General features: G+C 61.3%; 15 protein-coding genes. 5 read left to right on the top strand and 10 right to left on the bottom strand.

Features of this window, described 5'->3' with window-relative positions:
- Nucleotides 1-45 precede the first annotated feature (45 nt).
- The 4 genes from G6N78_RS20915 to G6N78_RS20900 all read right to left on the bottom strand — a co-directional run bounded on the left by G6N78_RS20915 (nt 46) and on the right by G6N78_RS20900 (nt 3,983).
- A complete protein-coding gene (locus G6N78_RS20915) occupies nt 46-1,068 on the bottom strand; it encodes an ABC transporter substrate-binding protein (RefSeq protein ID WP_165223396.1) in 1,023 nt (340 codons plus the stop codon).
- Nucleotides 1,069-1,219: 151 nt separating this feature from the next.
- Entirely contained in the window at nt 1,220-2,167 is a 948-nt protein-coding gene (locus G6N78_RS20910; RefSeq protein ID WP_165223393.1) for a LysR family transcriptional regulator, read from the bottom strand.
- The gene (locus G6N78_RS20905; RefSeq protein ID WP_165223390.1) at nt 2,157-3,062 is read right to left on the bottom strand and encodes an alpha/beta fold hydrolase; all 906 of its coding nucleotides are present in this window, start codon (nt 3,060-3,062) and stop codon (nt 2,157-2,159) included. The genes G6N78_RS20910 and G6N78_RS20905 overlap by 11 nt, the downstream gene beginning before the upstream one ends.
- A 12-nt stretch (nt 3,063-3,074) precedes the next feature.
- A complete protein-coding gene (locus G6N78_RS20900; protein ID WP_165223387.1) occupies nt 3,075-3,983 on the bottom strand; it encodes a LysR family transcriptional regulator in 909 nt (302 codons plus the stop codon).
- A 97-nt stretch (nt 3,984-4,080) separates the two neighbouring features.
- Here G6N78_RS20900 and G6N78_RS20895 point away from each other — a divergent pair, with 97 nt between their 5' ends.
- Nucleotides 4,081-4,911 carry a shikimate dehydrogenase family protein gene (locus G6N78_RS20895; RefSeq protein ID WP_234906068.1) on the top strand — a complete coding sequence of 277 codons (831 nt, stop codon included), beginning with the start codon at nt 4,081-4,083 and terminating at the stop codon, nt 4,909-4,911.
- Entirely contained in the window at nt 4,904-6,169 is a 1,266-nt protein-coding gene (locus G6N78_RS20890) for an FAD-dependent oxidoreductase (RefSeq protein ID WP_165223384.1), read from the top strand. The genes G6N78_RS20895 and G6N78_RS20890 overlap by 8 nt, the downstream gene beginning before the upstream one ends.
- A gap of 117 nt (nt 6,170-6,286) precedes the next feature.
- Here G6N78_RS20890 and G6N78_RS20885 read toward each other — a convergent pair whose 3' ends face one another.
- Nucleotides 6,287-7,183 (bottom strand): LysR family transcriptional regulator, encoded by an 897-nt coding sequence (locus G6N78_RS20885; RefSeq protein WP_165223382.1) that lies wholly within the window; start codon nt 7,181-7,183, stop codon nt 6,287-6,289.
- Here G6N78_RS20885 and G6N78_RS20880 point away from each other — a divergent pair.
- Entirely contained in the window at nt 7,183-7,650 is a 468-nt protein-coding gene (locus G6N78_RS20880) for a nuclear transport factor 2 family protein (RefSeq protein WP_306416229.1), read from the top strand. The genes G6N78_RS20885 and G6N78_RS20880 overlap by 1 nt on opposite strands.
- A complete protein-coding gene (locus G6N78_RS20875) occupies nt 7,647-8,426 on the top strand; it encodes an SDR family oxidoreductase (RefSeq protein ID WP_165223379.1) in 780 nt (259 codons plus the stop codon). The genes G6N78_RS20880 and G6N78_RS20875 overlap by 4 nt, the downstream gene beginning before the upstream one ends.
- 88 nt (nt 8,427-8,514) lie before the next feature.
- Here the strand turns inward: G6N78_RS20875 and G6N78_RS20870 are convergent, their stop codons facing one another.
- Nucleotides 8,515-9,129, bottom strand: a complete 615-nt coding sequence (locus tag G6N78_RS20870; protein WP_165225321.1) for a LysE family translocator — start codon at nt 9,127-9,129, stop codon at nt 8,515-8,517.
- 272 nt (nt 9,130-9,401) lie between these two features.
- Nucleotides 9,402-11,294 carry a tetratricopeptide repeat protein gene (locus G6N78_RS20865; RefSeq protein ID WP_234906067.1) on the bottom strand — a complete coding sequence of 631 codons (1,893 nt, stop codon included), beginning with the start codon at nt 11,292-11,294 and terminating at the stop codon, nt 9,402-9,404.
- A 57-nt stretch (nt 11,295-11,351) separates the two neighbouring features.
- On the opposite strand from G6N78_RS20865, the gene G6N78_RS25850 reads away from it, so the two are divergent.
- Nucleotides 11,352-11,606, top strand: coding sequence for a hypothetical protein (locus tag G6N78_RS25850; protein WP_234906066.1), 255 nt, complete (start codon nt 11,352-11,354; stop codon nt 11,604-11,606).
- Between the two features lie 92 nt (nt 11,607-11,698).
- Here G6N78_RS25850 and G6N78_RS20860 read toward each other — a convergent pair whose 3' ends face one another.
- From G6N78_RS20860 to bcsA, 3 genes are read right to left on the bottom strand one after another with little or no spacing between them, the layout of a single operon-like run.
- Nucleotides 11,699-12,007 carry a hypothetical protein gene (locus G6N78_RS20860; protein WP_165223373.1) on the bottom strand — a complete coding sequence of 103 codons (309 nt, stop codon included), beginning with the start codon at nt 12,005-12,007 and terminating at the stop codon, nt 11,699-11,701.
- Nucleotides 12,004-14,379 carry a cellulose biosynthesis cyclic di-GMP-binding regulatory protein BcsB gene (locus tag G6N78_RS20855; RefSeq protein ID WP_234906065.1) on the bottom strand — a complete coding sequence of 792 codons (2,376 nt, stop codon included), beginning with the start codon at nt 14,377-14,379 and terminating at the stop codon, nt 12,004-12,006. Before G6N78_RS20855 ends, G6N78_RS20860 begins: the two co-directional genes overlap by 4 nt.
- A complete protein-coding gene (gene bcsA, locus G6N78_RS20850; protein WP_165223370.1) occupies nt 14,379-16,541 on the bottom strand; it encodes a UDP-forming cellulose synthase catalytic subunit in 2,163 nt (720 codons plus the stop codon). The genes G6N78_RS20855 and bcsA overlap by 1 nt, the downstream gene beginning before the upstream one ends.
- Between the last annotated feature and the right edge of the window lie 23 nt (nt 16,542-16,564).

Genomic DNA, 16,564 nt, shown 5'->3' with positions numbered 1-16,564 from the left:
TCCCGGCGGAGGCCGGTTGGCCTCCGCATGCCGAACGTCGAATAATCAGATCGTCTTCACGTAGGTCGTGTCGAACAGCTGTTCGTTAGTGATGGCGTCCTTGACCATGCCTTCGGCCTTGAACCACTCGAGCTGTTCGACGCAGCTATCGAGCGACAAAGCGAGGCCTTGGTTGATGCGCATCGAGCCATCGATCAGGTTCTGCTTGGCTACATCCGCAGGGCTGTCGCTCTCGACATATTTGTGAACGATCTTCGCCAAGGCATCGACCTCGGCCGCGTCGGCGGTCTTGTCGACGAATGCCGCATTGTAATCGGCGACAGCTCGGGAATAGGCCTTGATGAAGGATTCCGTCATTGCCCGCTCGTCCTTCGCGTTTTTGGTCGACGTGAAGGCGGTGGTTACCTGATAGTTGGGGGCATAATCCGACATGATGCCAATCTGCTTGGCAGCACCTTCGCGGATCATTTTCTTGGCGACGCTCGGCTGGATGACCCACGCGTCGATCTGGCCCGTCGACAGCGCACCGACGATAGCGCCCAGCTTCTGCAACGGGCGAAGCTCGATGTCGGCGAGTTTGAGGTTATTGGCCTGAGCGATCTTGTGGGCCATGAAGTGGAACGACGAGCCGGCAGTGGTGATTCCGAAGCTCTTGCCCGCCAGTTTCGCCGGATCGGTCAGGCCGGCATCGTAGGCCTTGTTGGAGGCGAGCACGATCGCGCCGGTGATGCCCTTCTCCTCGGTGAGTGCACCGCCGATGACCTTGACGGCATCCTTTTGGGCCAGGCTGATCAGGCCGCCGCTCATGGCGGTCACCCCGAAATCGGCATCGCCGGAAGCGATGGCAACGGCCATCGGCTGCGCCGCTTCAAAGAACTTCAGTTGAATGTCGAGGCCGGCGTCCTTGTAGTAACCGCGCTCGAAGGCAATGAAGCTCGGTGCGTGGCTAGCAAGGTGCAGGACGGCAAGATTGCGGGTGGCTGCGCGGGCAGGAAGGCCGAATGCCGCAGCGGCACCCAAGGCGCCCATGCCCCAAAGCGCCTGACGGCGTTTCATTGTGAACTGCATTGTCTGTTTCCTCCGATAGATGACGCCTCCCCGGCGCCATGTGCCTTCATTGCCACCCGCGATCGGGCATGACAACCAATAATGATTATGTTTCCCATGCCCTGAGAGCATGGGGAGTGACGAACGCCGCTTGCTGGTGGGCTGCGGGCCGTCAGCCGAGTGCCGGCAGATTGGCGAGCTTGCGGCTGAGGATTTCGATCAGCTTCTGGAGATTTGCCGAATGCGGGCGACGGCGGTTCCACAGCACCGAGACTTCGAATTGCGGCGCGTTCTCGATCGGCCGGACAACGAGATTGCTGCCGAGCGGGCCAAGCGTCGTCATGTAATCGACGAGGACGATGCCCATTTCCTCGTTGGCAAGGGCGAGTGCCGTGTCCGAAAAGCGGGCGACGGCTCGCGCATTCACCTTGACCTTGGCGCGGTCGAGAAAGCTGTCCACAACGCGCTGATGGGCGCCGCCAGCGGCAAAGGCGATGAAGTCGGCGCCTGCAAGATCCCTGGACCTGACCAGCGTCTTTGTTGATAGCGGATGGGTGCGGGGAATGACGGCGACGAGATCGGCCCGACCCACCGGCTCGATCGCGATCAAGGGGTGATCGGGTGTTGCGATCGTCACCAGCGCTTCCCCGCGCCCGGTCGTCAGGTAGTCCTCGATCTGGTCTACCGGCAGGACATCGAAGAAGAGTTCGATGCCGGGCACTTCCTGGGAGAGCTCGCGCAGCGCTTGCGGCACCAGTGCGCGCGCGACGCTCGCCGTCGAACCGATCCGGAAGACCGCAGTCTCGCCGCGCACGATGCGTTCAATCTGTGCGCCGACACCGGTCAGCTGGCGCAACAGCGGATCGATTTCGGCGTAGATCTCCAGCGCTTCCGATGTCGGCACCAGCCCGTTTCGATCGCGGATGAACAGGGCGATGCCGAGAAGGTCCTCAATTCGGCGGATCGTGCGGCTCAGCGCCGGTTGGGATACGTTGAGCACCTTGGACGCCCCCGTGATCGAGCGCGCATTCATGACGGTGTGGAAAACCTCGATCTGACGCAGGCTGAGAAGCTGCTCGGCAGAGCCCGTTCCAGAAACGCCCAGATCGTTAGCCACCATGGCCGATCCTCCCGAAGAAGTCCTCTATCCGTTCGCGCACCTGTTCGCTCGCCGTTTCCGGCAGCAGGTGGCCACCGTTTAGCCCCACCCCCTCGACGTTGCTTGCCCAGTCGCGCCAGATATCAAGCGGCTCGCGTCCGCCGCCATAGCGTCGCCCAGCCTCCCAGATCAGCAGCACCGGCACCTCGATCATCCGCCCGGCTGCCCTATCCGCGAGGTCGTCCGCCTCGTCGGTGGTCGCACCGGCACGGTAGTCTTCGCACATGGCGTGGCGCACAGCGGGATCATCGAAGCAGGCGCGGTAATCGGCGAGCGCTCTGGGATCGAGCCGATCGAGCCCGCCCGCCATTTTTTCAAGCGTGGTGTCGAGCAGGGATCGCGGGTCACCGGCCATCAGCTTTTCCGGTAGCGGCGCGGGCTGAGCCATCATGAACCAGTGCCATGCGCCCATGCCGAATGCCTTGGATGCGCCTTCCCACATTTCTGGCGTGGGTACGACGGTCACGGATACCAGCGCCTTTACCCTGTCGGGAAAATCCAGTGCCATACGGTAGGCGACCCGACCGCCGCGATCGTGGCCGACAACGGCGAATGTCTCATGGCCAAGTGCACCCATCATCGCAACCAAGCTCGCCGCCATGCGGCGCTTGGAACCGGCGCCTTCGAAATCGGCAATCACGCGGCTGCGTCCATAGCCCGGCAGATCAGGCACGACGACGCTACAGCTTTCGGCAAGCCAGGGCGCTATGCGATGCCAGGCCGCGCGCGTTTCCGGGTACCCGTGCAAAAGCAGCACCGCCGGTCCGCGGCCATGGGTCAGAACCGAAAAATGGACATCCGTGGTCTCGATCACCGTCTCGGCAAAGCCGGCAAAAAGCGCTTCCTTATTCGTCACGTCCGTCTCTCCTCAACGCATTCCTGCAGCAGCAGCGATGGTGCGCAACTCGGCGATCAGCTTGTCGGCAGCCAGCGGCCGCGGCCGCAGCAGGCAGGAATGCACATAGGCCGAGACAGTGACGCTGTTTTCGATCGGTATGGCAACGAGGCCGCTCGATGTACAGTCCATCGCCGAGAAAGCGTCAAGGATGGTGATACCGATCCCCTCCGCGACGAAGGACAGCGCAGCCTCGACGAAATGCACGAAGACGGAGGTTTCACGCACGATGCCCCAGCGCCGGAAGGTCTCGTCGATATGCAGGCCGTGCGTCGTGGCGGGTGCGAAGGAAATCAGCGTGTCGCCCATGATGTCCCCGGGCGTGACCGATGATCGCGAGGCCAGCGCATGGCCAGCCGGCACCACGCAGACGAGGTTGGCTTCCCCGATCTTCACCGTATCAATCAGCGGGTCCTCCACGGTGGCGATGGTGGCCACACAACTGCCCTGTCCGAATAGCAGGTAATCCCTGACATCGCGCTGTGGCAGGGAATCGCAATAATAGGTGCCGGCCGTGCCTTTGAGCTGCAACTGCCGAACCGCCTTGGGCAGCAGGCGCATGCCGATGCTGGGGGTTGCGCCAAAGCGGAACGTCGTGGCCTGGCCGCGGGCGATCGAATAGACGACATCGGACAGCATTTCGGACTGCTGGTGGACCCGCTCCACTTCGGCCAGGATCAGCCGCGCCTCCTCAGTGGGCACCATGCGGCCGGAGATGCGCGCAAACAGCGCCACCCCCAATTGATCCTCCAACCGCTTGATCGCGACCGAGAGACTGGGTTGGGAGACGCCGAGATGCCTCGCCGCAGCCGTCAGCGACTGGGTCGCCATGACGATGCGGAAGATCTCGAGATGTCGTTCTTTCAGTTTCGGTGTGGCCACGCTTCCCCGCGTTCAAGCTATAACTTCTGTTTATGTATGTCGTCTCTTTACGTATTGGCGTCAATGGCGCTGCCACCGCTATGCTCGATGCAACAGAATGGATTGGTACGACATGATCGGTGCTTCTACCCGCCTCGTGGCCATCATCGGCTCCCCTATCGCCCAGGTGAAATCGCCGGAGAACTTCAATCGCCATTTCGAGCATAACGGGCTCGATCGCGCCATGATCGCGGTCGACCTAACGGAAGGCCAGGTCGCGGATTTCGTGGCGATGGCGCGCGGATGGCAGAACCTCGACGGTTTTGTCGTCACCATCCCGCACAAGAATGCGGTGGCGAGGCTCATCGAGGATCTGAGCCCGCGCGCGCGCTTTCTCGGCGCGGTCAATGTCGTGCGGCGTCATCCCGACGGACATCTGTCGGGGGACATGACCGATGGAGCCGGTTTTGTCGATGCGCTGCGCGCGCGGAGTTTTTCGGTCGAAGGCAAATCGGCCCTGCTGATCGGTGCAGGGGCCGCCGGCAGTGCTATTGCCCAGGCGTTGGCTGAGACAGGCCTTGCCGAACTCTCGATCCAGGACATCGACGCGATGCGCGCCAAGATGCTGGTGGCAAAGCTCGCCTCCGCTTTTCCAGAATGCCATTGCGCCGTGGCGACCGGCGACGTGCAACCGTTCGATCTGGTGGTGAACTGCTCGCCCGCCGGCATGCGCGACTTCGACCCGCAACCGGTGGCGCAGAGCATCATCGAGATGATGCCGGCAGACGGCCTGGCCGCCGAGGTCATCACCTCGCCCGAGCACACCGTGTTCCTGAAGGCCGCCGCTGCACGCGGTCTTGCCGTGCAGACCGGGGTCGAGATGGCCAAGGCTCAGTTCGAGCTGCTCGCGCAGGCTATGGGGATCATGGACGGAAACCATCATGCTTAACGCCCGGCAGGAGAAGACAGATGTCGTCGTGATTGGCGGCGGTGCCGGCGGCATGAGCGCGGCTGTTGCCGCAGCGCGTCTGGGAGCGCGGGTGGTTCTCATCGAACAATACGGCTTTCTCGGTGGCGCTGCATCCAATTCGCAGGTGCTCGCCTATTGCGGCTTCTATCAGAAGGGGTCTACGCCGGTGTCGGCCGTGCTCGGTATCGGCGCTGAATTGCTTGCGGAGCTTGAAACCATCGGCCAATCCGTCGCGCCGATCATATCGCGAAGCGGAAACTGGATCGTTATGCTTGATCCGGAAGCGGTGAAATTCGCCTTTGACCGGATGTGCGAGCGTGCTGGGGTTGAGGTGCGGCTACACAGCAAGCTGACAGCAGTTACCAAGGAAGAGGGCCGCATCACCTCCGTCACGCTCGCCGATCAGGCAGGGACCGTTACGATCGAGGCCGGCAGTTTCATCGATGCGAGCGGCGAGGCGACGTTGTCAGTGTTAGCCGGCGCCCGCCTGACGAGCGACATCCGTCGCGGCGACCATGTGCAGCCAGCCTCGATGCCCGTCCGGATTGGCGGCGTGGCACCCGATGCCCCGTTTGACCGGGCAGTGCTGTCCGGCATCATCGCACACTACAATGCCACATCAGACACGCCCATTCTGCGCGCCGATGGCGGCGTGATGTCGCGGCTTCCGATATCGGGCGATGTGTGGTGGATGACGATCGATCTTCCCCTCGGCGGTTTGAGTGGCGAAGATTTTTGCGTCGTCGAGCGGGAGGCACGGCGGCAGGCCTGGCGCAATCTCGCACTCATCAAACAGATGCCCGGTTTCGAGCGGGCCTATCTGGTGGCGACCGGACCACAGATCGGCATCCGCGAGACCCGCCGGCCGCAGTCGTGCGAGGACATGACCGGCGCCGCACTCAAGACCGGCGCACGCCGTTCCGATGGCATCGGCCGCGCCGCCTGGCCGATGGAGGTGCACGAGGCGCCGGGCCGGGCCTCCTTTACCGATCTCGGCGGCGAAGGTTTTGCCGATATCCCGATGGGCTCGCTCCAGGCTGCGGATATCGCCAATCTTTACCTCGCAGGACGTGTCGTCGGTGCCGACCAGACGGCCTATGGATCGGTACGGGTGATGGGCACGGCCTTTGCCACCGGGCACGCGGCCGGCGTGGCCGCAGCCCTTTGGATGCAGACAGGAAAGGCTGTTCCTGAGGATATACGACGGGTTCTCATCACCCAGAATGCCCTTGTCTGACCGGCGAGCGTTGACGCTGGAGGCATAGAGGCCTGCGCCGACATCGGTTCGCTCAGGGTGAAGAGAGGTGTGGAATACCCCGACCCTGAGCAATAGCCCCGTACGACGCCTGCGCGATCACCCCTTGGCAAAATGGCGGGCAGCCTGGATGAACGCAGTGAAGGCGGCCGGTGGATTTTTCCTGCCGGGATAGTAGAGCGCCAGCGGTGCCAGGGCCGGCGTCCAGTCTTCGAGAACACGTACCAGCCTGCCGGCCGCGATGTCTTCGCGCACGTCCGCTTCCATGACATATCCGAGGCCGACGCCGTTTTGCGCCGCAATTCGCACGAGGCTCGACTCGTCCAGGGTAATCGAACCCTGGACGTCGATCTGAACGGCATTTCCGTCCTTCTCGAATTTCCATCGAAACAGCGCGTTGTTGGGAAGACGTACGCGGATGCAGCGAAATCGGTAAAGGTCGGCTGGTACCGTTGGCCTCCCATGGGTGCGCAGAAATTCCGGCGACGCCACGACCGCATTGCTGCGTTTCAGGCCCAGAGGCACGGCGATCATGTCTGCCGGGACGAGATCGGCCGGTCTCAGCCCGAGGTCGAAACCGGCCGCAACGATATCGACGATCCGTCCCTCGGTGACCAGGTCGACATGGACCTGGGGATAGCGCTGCAGAAATGACAGGATGAGCGGCTCCATCACTTCCCGCGCTGCCGTGGCAAACGCGTTGATGCGCAGCGTGCCCGTTGGGACCTCCTGAAGCGACTGTGCCGCCAGCATGGCATCGCGGATATCGGTGACCGCGGGGCCTACGCGTTCCACAAAGGTCCTGCCCGCATCGGTCAGCGAGACGCTTCGGGTCGTCCGGTTGAACAGGCGGATGCCGAGGCGCTGCTCCAGCTTGGCGATCGAATTGCTCAAGGCAGTCGTGGACATGCCGAGATCAAGGGCGGCAGCCCTGAACGACCCCAGGCGGGCGATGCTGAGAACGGCATCAAGATCAGCAAGAACGAATCGCGTCATTGTCCCTCTTTTCGCAATACAACATCCTCCTTTATCCCGCTTATTCGTCAATAAGGGTCGTCTATCTTGAAGCCAGTCACCCTCGAACGGAGATCGAAGCCTCGGTCGCAAAGGCAGAGGCGAGACAGGAGAACCAGATGACGATTAAACTACCCAAGGCCATTCAAGCCTATTTCGATGCGGACCGAAAAGGCAGCCCCGATACTGTCGCTGCCCTTTTTACCAGCAGCGGCCGCGTAAAGGACAAGGGCGAGACCCATCGCGGCCGTGATGCGATCCGCCAGTGGGTGGCGGACGAGTCCGGGCAATACAGCTATAGCGTCGAGCCTTTTTTCATCGGCACGGAGAACGACAAGACGCAGGTGACGGCCCATCTCGTCGGTACCTTCCCGGGCAGCCCCATCGACCTTCGCTACTTTTTCGTCCTTTCGGGCGACAAGATCGCTGAACTGGAGATCACGGTATGACCCCGTTTCTCACGCTGGAGGGCCGTAGAGCCCTCATTACCGGTGGCACTTCGGGTGCGGGTGCTGCAACCGTCGCGCTCTTCAAGGATCTCGGCGCCCGCGTGCTGACCACTGCCCGCAAGAAGCCGGAAAACTTCTCCGGCGCAGCATTTGTCGAGGCTGACCTGACGACCAAGGGCGGAGTTCAGGTCGTGGTCGATGCGGTGCATCGGGAACTCGGCGGGATCGATATCCTCGTCAACGTGCTGGGCGGTTCTTCTGCTCCTTCAGGCGGCTTTGCTGCGCTCTCTGATGAGGAATGGGACAAGGAATTCGACCTCAACTTCTTTCCGGCCGTCCGACTGGACCGCGCGCTCGTTCCCGGAATGGTCGCGCAGGGAAGCGGCGTCGTCATCCATGTCACCTCGATCCAGCGACATCTACCACTGCCGGAGGCGACGACCGGGTACGCAGCGGCCAAGGCAGCGCTCAACACCTACAGCAAAAGCCTGTCCAAGGAAGTCTCTCCCAAGGGCATACGGGTGTTGCGGGTTTCGCCCGGTTGGATCGCCAATCCCGGCGCCAACGGCCTGGCCCAGCGCATCGCCGCTGAAGCCGGCATTGAATATGACGCTGCCGTGCAGGTGATCGTGGACTCCCTCGGCGGCATACCGCTTGGACGACCCGCCGCGCCCGAGGAGGTCGCCGACCTGATCGCCTTCCTCGCATCGGATCGAGCATCGTCTATTACGGGCACAGAACATGTGATCGACGGCGGGACGATTCCCACTGCCTGACCATCCGTTGGTCCACCGATTGATTGCGCCCCTGACTTGGGGGCGCGCCGCAAAACCGGCCCTCTGCAGGCGCGCCTCCCGTTGATCATCAATTGCGAACCGCGATGGCAGCCGCCGCCCCAGCCAAAGCGGTGGCCCCGATCCGGTTGGCAACCCGTGCGGCACGCGGGGTCCGCAAGAGAAGCCGTGCTTTATGCGCAAGGAATGTCCAAGTGAGATCGATGCCGGCCAGTGTAACCAGTGTAACGGCGGCGAGGATTGACCATTCCGCGAATCCCGTCTTCGATAGGTCGATCAAGGACGGCAGAAGGGCAAGGTAGAACACCATTATCTTCGGGTTGCCCAAGGTGAGCGCCATGCCCGCACCGAACATGGACAATGGCGAGACCCGCTGAGGAAGATCCCCCATGCTTTCGTCAACGGGCTTATGCCACATCTTGACCGCCAGCCAGCAGAGGTAAGCAACACCTAGCCACTTCAAGATATGAAAGCCAAACTCGAAGGTGTTTACGATGGCAGTGAGACCGGCCATTGCCATTGTGAGCCATACCACCTCACCGATCCACATAGCCGCGATGAACGGGATCACATCGCGCCAACCACTGGTGATCACACGCGAGACTAGCGCAGCAATGCTCGGTCCCGGAGTTCCCGCGTTCAGAAGCAGAGCGGCGGCAAAGATAGCAACAGATAACAAATCCATGGACAGCCTCTGATAGATCGCTTTGGAAAGTACCGCTATCACTTCGCCGCGGTCAAATGGACAGACAGAGGGGCAGATCATCAAGCTCAATCGTGCAAACGCCAGATGGACGGACGAGGGAAAATCGGCATCCTTCAGGCCCGCGTCAGTGCCGCCGGCTGGGCTCTGACCACCGGATGGCGTCAGAGCCAATTTTCCATGCCGAAACACACACGCGATGCAATAAGCCTCTCTTCTGGCAGAAGGTCACAGTCGAAGCGCTGACTGGCGCCTCAGTTCCTGTCCAGACCCAATGCGATCCGGGCCTCTTGGAGGCCGCGTGAAGCAGCGCGGTTGCCGGTTTCAGCCACAAGCTCGAAAATGCGAAGCGCATCGTCCGGACGCCCAAGCTTCATGAGCGCATAGGCACGAAGGACCAACAGATCGCTCGTTTCCGGTTGCAGCGTCGAACGTTGGTCGAGATAGACGAGGGCTTCGCGATACCGTTCGGAGTTGAAGGCGGCGTTGGCACGATCGGCAAGGATCGCGATCTGAAGTTCGGCCGAACGTTCAGGTCTCTGAGGCGCCTTTGCGGCCGCAACGGCGGCCTTGCTGGTGAGGCCCAGCCTCAGATAGGCTAGGCTCTCGCCGTAGGCGGCGTCCTGCTTCACGCGGATGTTGTCGCTGCGCAAGGCGATCTCGAAGGCGCGGACGGCTTCCAGCGGCCGTTTGAGATCCATCAGGCACCATCCCCGCGCCAATGCGGCAGCAGGGGGCAATTCGGCAGGATCGGCATAGCTTGAACACGAGACGCGTGATGCGGATCCGGCCTTGTCCGCGCGCACCAACCGCACTTGTCGCGGCGTGGCTGTCGTCTCGGGCGGACGAACGCTGTCGCTCGGCACAACACTTTGCTGTGGCTGTTGCTGAACCAGCTGTCCTCCGGGTCTGACCACGCGAGCAGAGGCCATTGGCGGCGTCACGAGGCCCAGATTGGCGATCCGCGCCGAACGTCCAGCCCAAAGACGTTGAATTTCGGCAACGCCTGCGCGGTCGTTCAACTGCTGGCGTGTCACGGCAAGGCCGTATGCGGAGGGTTCATCATCAGGCTTCCAGCCGAGGGCGGTCTGGAACCAGCGAAGCGCAGTCTGCGGCTGGTTAAGGGCGCGCGCGTACCAGCCAAACTGCTGTGCTGTCGGCACGTATTTTTTCTCGATCACCGTTTCCGCTATACGACGCAGAACCTCCTCGGACAGCAAAGGCGGCGGATCTTCCGCCATCAGGTTTGCCGTCGTGGCAAGATAGGTAGCGGAGGCTTCCTCGGAATCGTTGCGCCACTTGTACATGACGTTTTCCGCTTCGCCGGCCTTGTCGAGGCTGATCATGGCGAGCGCCAAGCCTTGTGAGGCAGACGAACTGTCTTCCAAACCCCGTGCGGCGCTGAACCATTTCATCGCTTCGTTCATGTCGTCATGCCGCAGGGCGTACCAGCCGAGCAGCAGCGCGTCCGTTGCCTTTCCGTCCCGTTCCGCGATAGCCTTCAGGCGTGCAAGATCATCCGGCGGCACAGCGCTGCCTGGTTTCTTATTGGCCTGCGCCACGCGATTGCGTGCCAGATCATCGCGAACGGAGGCAAACTCGTCGCCCCGTTCCAGCGACAGCAAGGGCGCCAGCGCCTCCGGCGGGAGCAGTGTCGATGCCTTCTGCACTGTTGCAAGCCGCTGCTCGGGGTCGGAGCAATTCGTCAAGATATACCGATAGACGGCCTCTCCGCGATCTTGCCGCTTCGTTTGGATGAAGGCTTCACCGAGCCGCCACAGGACATCGACATCGCTACAGTTTCTGAGACTGGGGGTCTGAGAGGCGAGGTCGATGACGGTTTCGTATTGCTTCAGCTCGGAAGCGGTGATCAGCCGTGTCCGCGTCTCCGCCACGTTCACCCGGTCCAGCAAATCCTGCGGCGGCTGCCAGCGCGGATCGGATGCCTGCCGGTCCGCAATGGCCTTGCGAACCTCAGCATACTTTCCGTCCGCGTAGAACTTCCACATCTGATCGAGCTGTTCGTCACGTCCGGTCGGAACGGCCAGCGGATCGGCAGGTGGCGTCCAGTTCGGGTAAAGCGAGCGAAGTCTTGCGATTTCCGCCTGAAGGCGGGCCGTATCGCCCTGCGCCGCGAAATACCGCAATGCCGTAAGGTCCGGTCCAGGGGGGCTAGCCGTCGGTGGCGCCGCTACGGGGGAGGATTGTCCGTTGTTTTGTTGTCGTGCCTGCGATGGTGCGCGAGCTTCGCCAGATGGTGGTTCAGCCGGTTGCTGTTGGGAAGGCTGCTGAGCCTCTACGACGTCAAATTCATCGAACGGCATATTCTGGGCAGGGACTGCCTCGTTTGGCTCTTTCAACTGGGCTGTGCGAACCTGCTCGGCAACATGGGACGGCTCAACGAGAGGGGGCGCGCCGGATATTCTGCCTTGACGCTGGGCAGCGCCATCTGGCGCTGACAGAGCATTGACCGGTACCGGTCCGCGATCCTGCACCGTGGTAAAAAGGCTGCCGCCCGCGACAGCCATGGTGAGGATGAAGAGAGGGAGTTTTAGAGACATCTCGGATGTTGCTCCCTTGCATAGGCCAGTCCGAGCAACTGTAATGTGGCGAAGTCGTTGGATTGCGGCTGGTCTGGCAGGGTTTTCCCATCCACAACACGGTCTGCAAGACCGTCACCTTGGCCTTCGCTATGGACGATGCCTTCGTTACCGGTGATCCTGCCGGCTTCGTCGCGGCGCTCCGACCTGTAGTCAGCCCATTCCTGTTCAAGGATCGCAGGGTCCGACTGAGGGGTGGCGAGCGCTGGCTGAACAATCAGAAATGGAACGGCCAGGAAGGCCGAGACATGGAGGGTCATTGGTTTCTCCCCAGTCGGTTCAGCACCGAGGCCGTCGAGAGTCCGAACAGCACCGTAAACCCGACCAGCAGCAGTGCATAAGCCAGGATGTTGGTGGACAGCCAGTTCGTAAGGACGAGACGGTAATTGCTAAGCGTCATCGGGCCGGTCCAGATGAAATCGACGTGGAGAGCCGGGACGATTTGCACCTCGTCCGTCTTGTCGGCAAAGGCCGTTGCTCTTCCGGCGATCTGATCCCACCGATCCTGCCGGGCAAACGCAGAGACACCCTGCCGGAGGTCGGCAGTCGTCGGGGCTGTGACGATCGTCCAGCTTGCCCGTCCCTCGGGACTGGCACCTTGTGCCACAAGCAAGGACTGACTGGCTGAGGGGGTAAAGAGCACCTCATCACGTGGTATGAACTGGAAGGAGGATGCGGATAGGTCGAAGTTGCGTCGGAGCCATTCCTGCAGGCTGCCGACCTGGCCGCTCCATATGCCACCACTGACGCGCGACCGCCACTTCTCGAAGGTTTGCGATGTCTCGACGCCTTGTGCCGGGGCATTGACATCCGGTCGCCAGGCCGTCGCGATATCGGGCGACAGGCTGAGCTGGGTTAGAAGCTTGGGCGGCATCTGCGAAATGGTGCCGAAGAAGATCGCATTGCGCTCGCCAATGGCGTTCGGCGAGACCAGAAGCTCAATCGGTATGGGTTGTCCGCCCATGAGCGCCAGTTTTCCGAGGAAGGTGGACGCCGCGCCCAGCGTTTCCGCGTCGAAACGGTCCACGGACAACATCAGTGGATTCGTCTTGCGGGCATAGGGAAAGCTGGTGTTGGCCAAAGCCGCCAGATTGGGATTCTGGCTGATCCGCGCGAATTTCGGCATCAGCAATTCGGATGTGTTGAAGATAGCCAGGCGGGGTTGCAACGAGGCCGTCGCTGCCGGTGCGCAAACAGCATCCTCCTTTGTCAGGATAATGGCTTCGATATCAATGGTGTTAACGCCAGGTCGTATGTGCCGCATCGCGATTTTGACGGGCAGGTGGCGAAAAATTCCGCCTTTGGTCGATGTGATTGGCACCGTGGAAGCGATGTTTCCGTTCACGTAGACATCGATATGGCTGCCCGGTTCGACAGTGTTCGCAAAAGCGGCATCCAGCAGCAGCTGCGCTTCGCCGTAGGCGTTGCCATAAAAATCCGCCGGAACCGCTATCGAAAACGAGGTTCGCACCCGGCGACCGGGAAACTCGATGGTATCCACCCCCAGCTGCGACAGCGGTAGACGTTCTCCACCAAACAAGAGCGGCGCATCCGGTGCCATCCATCGTTGCGTGGAAATGACGTCCCGGCGCACGCTGGGTGTCCAGTCGAGCGGCGCGACGAGGCCCTCGATAGCGCCTTGAATATGGCTCCATGTGGGACCGGAGATCAGAATGATGTTCTGTCCCGTGCGGGAAACTGTAACGATCGAGGCTATGCCGGTGCTTTGCGCGGCGGCAGGCAAATCCGGGAACAGCGGTTGCAGTTCTGATGCGGTGCCGACGCCGATGGTTAACGTGCCGGGTGACGAAGCTTGGGCATTTGTACTGCTGAAGACGAAGTCCTGGTTTGGCATCGCCGCCAGCAGCGAAAGTCCTTCGGAGAGCCGAAGAAGGGGCGACACAACCGCCGACTGGCCCAGAGCGGGTGCCACGATGTTGAACCGCGTCCCTCCACTCTCATTCACGCCGATGGCCCTTACCGTCTCGGCAACGGATGGAAGGGCGGACGCCTTGCCCTGGAAGCTGAGATAGGTTTGCGCCGGATCGATCCTCGTCCAGAGATCATAGGTCGAACGGATATCGCAATCCGTCCGGTGACGCTGGTTCACCCGCATCTCGATCCGGTTGGCGCCCGTCTGGAGCATCCCCTCGGGGATCTGGAGGTTGAGCACCTTTTGCGTGTCGGTCGCCGCAATGGTTTCCTCGGACAGTACCCGCCCATTGAGATAAACCGAAAGGCGGGACGCTTCCGGCGCGATCACGATCGAGTTTCGATAACCGAGCGAAAGCGTAGCCGGCAGGCTGGCTTGCTGTTCCGGCAGGTAGATGGTCCAGACGCGGCGGGCGAACTCGCCGGAAAGCGTCAGCTCCTCGGCCGGTACCAGATATCGCCGATCGATGTCGTCGCCTTCGGCCGCTGCTTGCACGGACGGTGCTGATGGCTTCGGGCTTCCATCAATGCCGGGAAGCGGAAGGGGAAGAGCCAGAGGTGGTGTCGTTTCCTGTGCAGCAGGCGGCTGTGCCGGACCCTCGGGCGACATATCAAAGGGGACGGGCTGGGCGTGCGCTAACGGCCCGCAAAGCATGCCGATCAGCGCGACGATACCTGCGGGAAGCGTGGATCTTGCCATCATTTGCTCCTTCCCATCCCGCGGAACAGGTAAATCAAGCCACGGCTGGTCTGGAAAAGCGACAGGCCCACAAACCAGATCGTGCCTTGCAGAATGCCCGGGTTACGCCGGCGAGTTTGCTGGAACTCCTCCCACTGCTCGGAATTTGCGAAAATGAGGTCGGCGATCCACCTGTGGTCCTGCGGGTCCCTTGGCCTGTATTGGCAGCCGATGAGCGCCGCGTCGCCCGTGGCCTGCGTGCTAACGTGTCTTACCAAAATCGGCAGGACGACTGGATCAGTCTGGCTATGGGAGCGAAAACGGATCTGCGCTTCGGTGCCTTTCGAGATCGAGGGAAGATCGCGCCCGAAAACCTGCAGCCCCGCCCCCCCGACGGAAACGTCGTCAATGGAGGCCGGATACCATTGGTCTTCGATGCCGAATTCACAGCGGCGGCGCACGCGAACGCGCTGCGACGAGGATTTTTCGCCGCGTTCCGACACGACTCCCAGTGCGCAGCCGGCAAGAATGAGATTGAGGAGATTCCAGCCGCCGACCACCAATGTCACGTCGGCTTTGTAGGGCTCGGCATAGATCTGGTAGATCGTGACCACGAGCGCCACGACCTGCACCGCGAAAATGATGAAGAAGGGGCGACTGATCTCGGACAGGCGGCTGACGGAAACGGATTCGTCCTTGGCGGTGACCTTGAACGTCGGTTTGCGCGGGTTCAGCATGACGGAGATGAGCGCCGGCAGCAGATGGATGGTCTGCACGAATTCGTAGAGCTCGGAGATCCACGGCCACCGGAATGAGCCGTAGAGATAGTTCTGCATCATCAGGTTCACGAGCATGTAGGAAAGCGTATAGGCCAGAAATTCGCCGCCCGACGCGGTGAAGATCTCAAGATCGAAAAACAGGTAGAACAGCGGCGCCACCAGGAAAATCGTTCTCGGAAACGGAAAGAGCCAGAACAGCGTCGACGACATGTAACAGAAGCGCTGGGGCAGGGTGAGGCCATGCTTGAGGAACGGTCTGCGAAAGCGAAGTATCTGCATCATGCCCTGCGCCCACCGGCTGCGCTGGCTGATGAAGCTTGCGAAGGTCGCAGGCTGCAGGCCGGCGACCAATGGCTTGTCGACGTAGATGCTGTTCCACCCGGCACTGTGCAGTTCAAGAGCGGTTTCACAATCTTCCGTGATGCTCAGACCGCTGAAGCCCTTTGTTGTATCAAGGGCTTTCCGGCTGAGAACCGCTGCCGATCCGCAAAAGAACGACGCATTCCATTTATCCAGTCCGCGCTGAATAATGCCGTAGAACATCTCGTTTTCGCTTGGCATCCGCTCAAAGGTTCGTAGGTTGCGCTCCAGCGGATCCGGATTGAGGAAGAAATGCGGGGTCTGCACCAGAAAGAGCTTCGGATCGTCTTCAAAATATCCGACCGTTTCCAGGAGAAAGTCGCGTGCGGGTGCGTGGTCGGCATCGAACACGGCAATGAGTTCGCCCGTTGAGTGCTGAAGCCCGTTGTTGAGATTGCCGGCCTTTGCATGCTCGTTGCGTTCGCGCGTGAGGTAGCGCACGCCGAGCGCGTCGCAAAGACGGGTCAGTTCGGCGTGACGCGACAGTGCCGTTTCGGACTCTCGCACATCCGTCGAATTTCGCTTTTGGATCGTACCGCCGTCATCCAGAAGCCACACGGTCAGCCGGTCAGCCGGATAATCGATCGCCTTTGCCGCGGCCAGCGTGTTGGCCAGAAGAACGGGGTCTTCGTTGTAGGTCGGAATGAACACATCGACCGAAGGAAAAGTCTTTTGTCGCGCTGCTCGCGACGGACGCGAGTCGAGGGGCATGGCAACAATGAACAGACTGAGCGCCAGCATCATGACGCTGTAGATCTCCGCCAGGTACAGCAAAAGCCCGGGGATGAAGTTCTCCGGCTGATTGATGGGCGGCAGTGTTTCCGTGGTGCGCCAATAGACGTAGCGCCAGACAATGGCCATGCCGAAGGCGAGGGCCACAAGCCGCCAGCGTCCTCCGACGCCCAGGATCTTGAGGGCGGCCATGATGGCAACCACAATCACGCTCACGATCAACTGCGTCTGCAGATTGACGGGGAGCGTGATAAGGCCAATGACGCAAATCGCCATGATCGACCACACAATGATGCTTGGCGCATTACGCATCGTTATTCCTTCGGTAGACATCC

This window comes from Allorhizobium pseudoryzae, from assembly GCF_011046245.1.
Lineage (GTDB): Bacteria > Pseudomonadota > Alphaproteobacteria > Rhizobiales > Rhizobiaceae > Neorhizobium > Neorhizobium pseudoryzae.
The sequence above is the reverse complement of the archived record's forward strand: the minus strand, read 5'-3'. Positions and strand labels throughout refer to the sequence as shown.

Excerpts from the sequence above, each read along its gene's own strand:
- G6N78_RS20890 (WP_165223384.1), top strand. The coding sequence starts at position 4,904 with ATGCTTAACGCCCGGCAGGAGAAGACAGATGTCGTCGTGATTGGCGGC.
- G6N78_RS20855 (WP_234906065.1), bottom strand. The coding sequence starts at position 14,379 with ATGGCAAGATCCACGCTTCCCGCAGGTATCGTCGCGCTGATCGGCATG.
- G6N78_RS20875 (WP_165223379.1), top strand. The coding sequence starts at position 7,647 with ATGACCCCGTTTCTCACGCTGGAGGGCCGTAGAGCCCTCATTACCGGT.
- G6N78_RS20885 (WP_165223382.1), bottom strand. The coding sequence starts at position 7,183 with ATGACGCGATTCGTTCTTGCTGATCTTGATGCCGTTCTCAGCATCGCC.
- G6N78_RS20870 (WP_165225321.1), bottom strand. The coding sequence starts at position 9,129 with ATGGATTTGTTATCTGTTGCTATCTTTGCCGCCGCTCTGCTTCTGAAC.
- G6N78_RS20915 (WP_165223396.1), bottom strand. The coding sequence starts at position 1,068 with ATGCAGTTCACAATGAAACGCCGTCAGGCGCTTTGGGGCATGGGCGCC.
- G6N78_RS20860 (WP_165223373.1), bottom strand. The coding sequence starts at position 12,007 with ATGACCCTCCATGTCTCGGCCTTCCTGGCCGTTCCATTTCTGATTGTT.
- G6N78_RS20895 (WP_234906068.1), top strand. The coding sequence starts at position 4,081 with ATGGATTGGTACGACATGATCGGTGCTTCTACCCGCCTCGTGGCCATC.
- G6N78_RS20910 (WP_165223393.1), bottom strand. The coding sequence starts at position 2,167 with ATGGTGGCTAACGATCTGGGCGTTTCTGGAACGGGCTCTGCCGAGCAG.
- bcsA (WP_165223370.1), bottom strand. The coding sequence starts at position 16,541 with ATGCGTAATGCGCCAAGCATCATTGTGTGGTCGATCATGGCGATTTGC.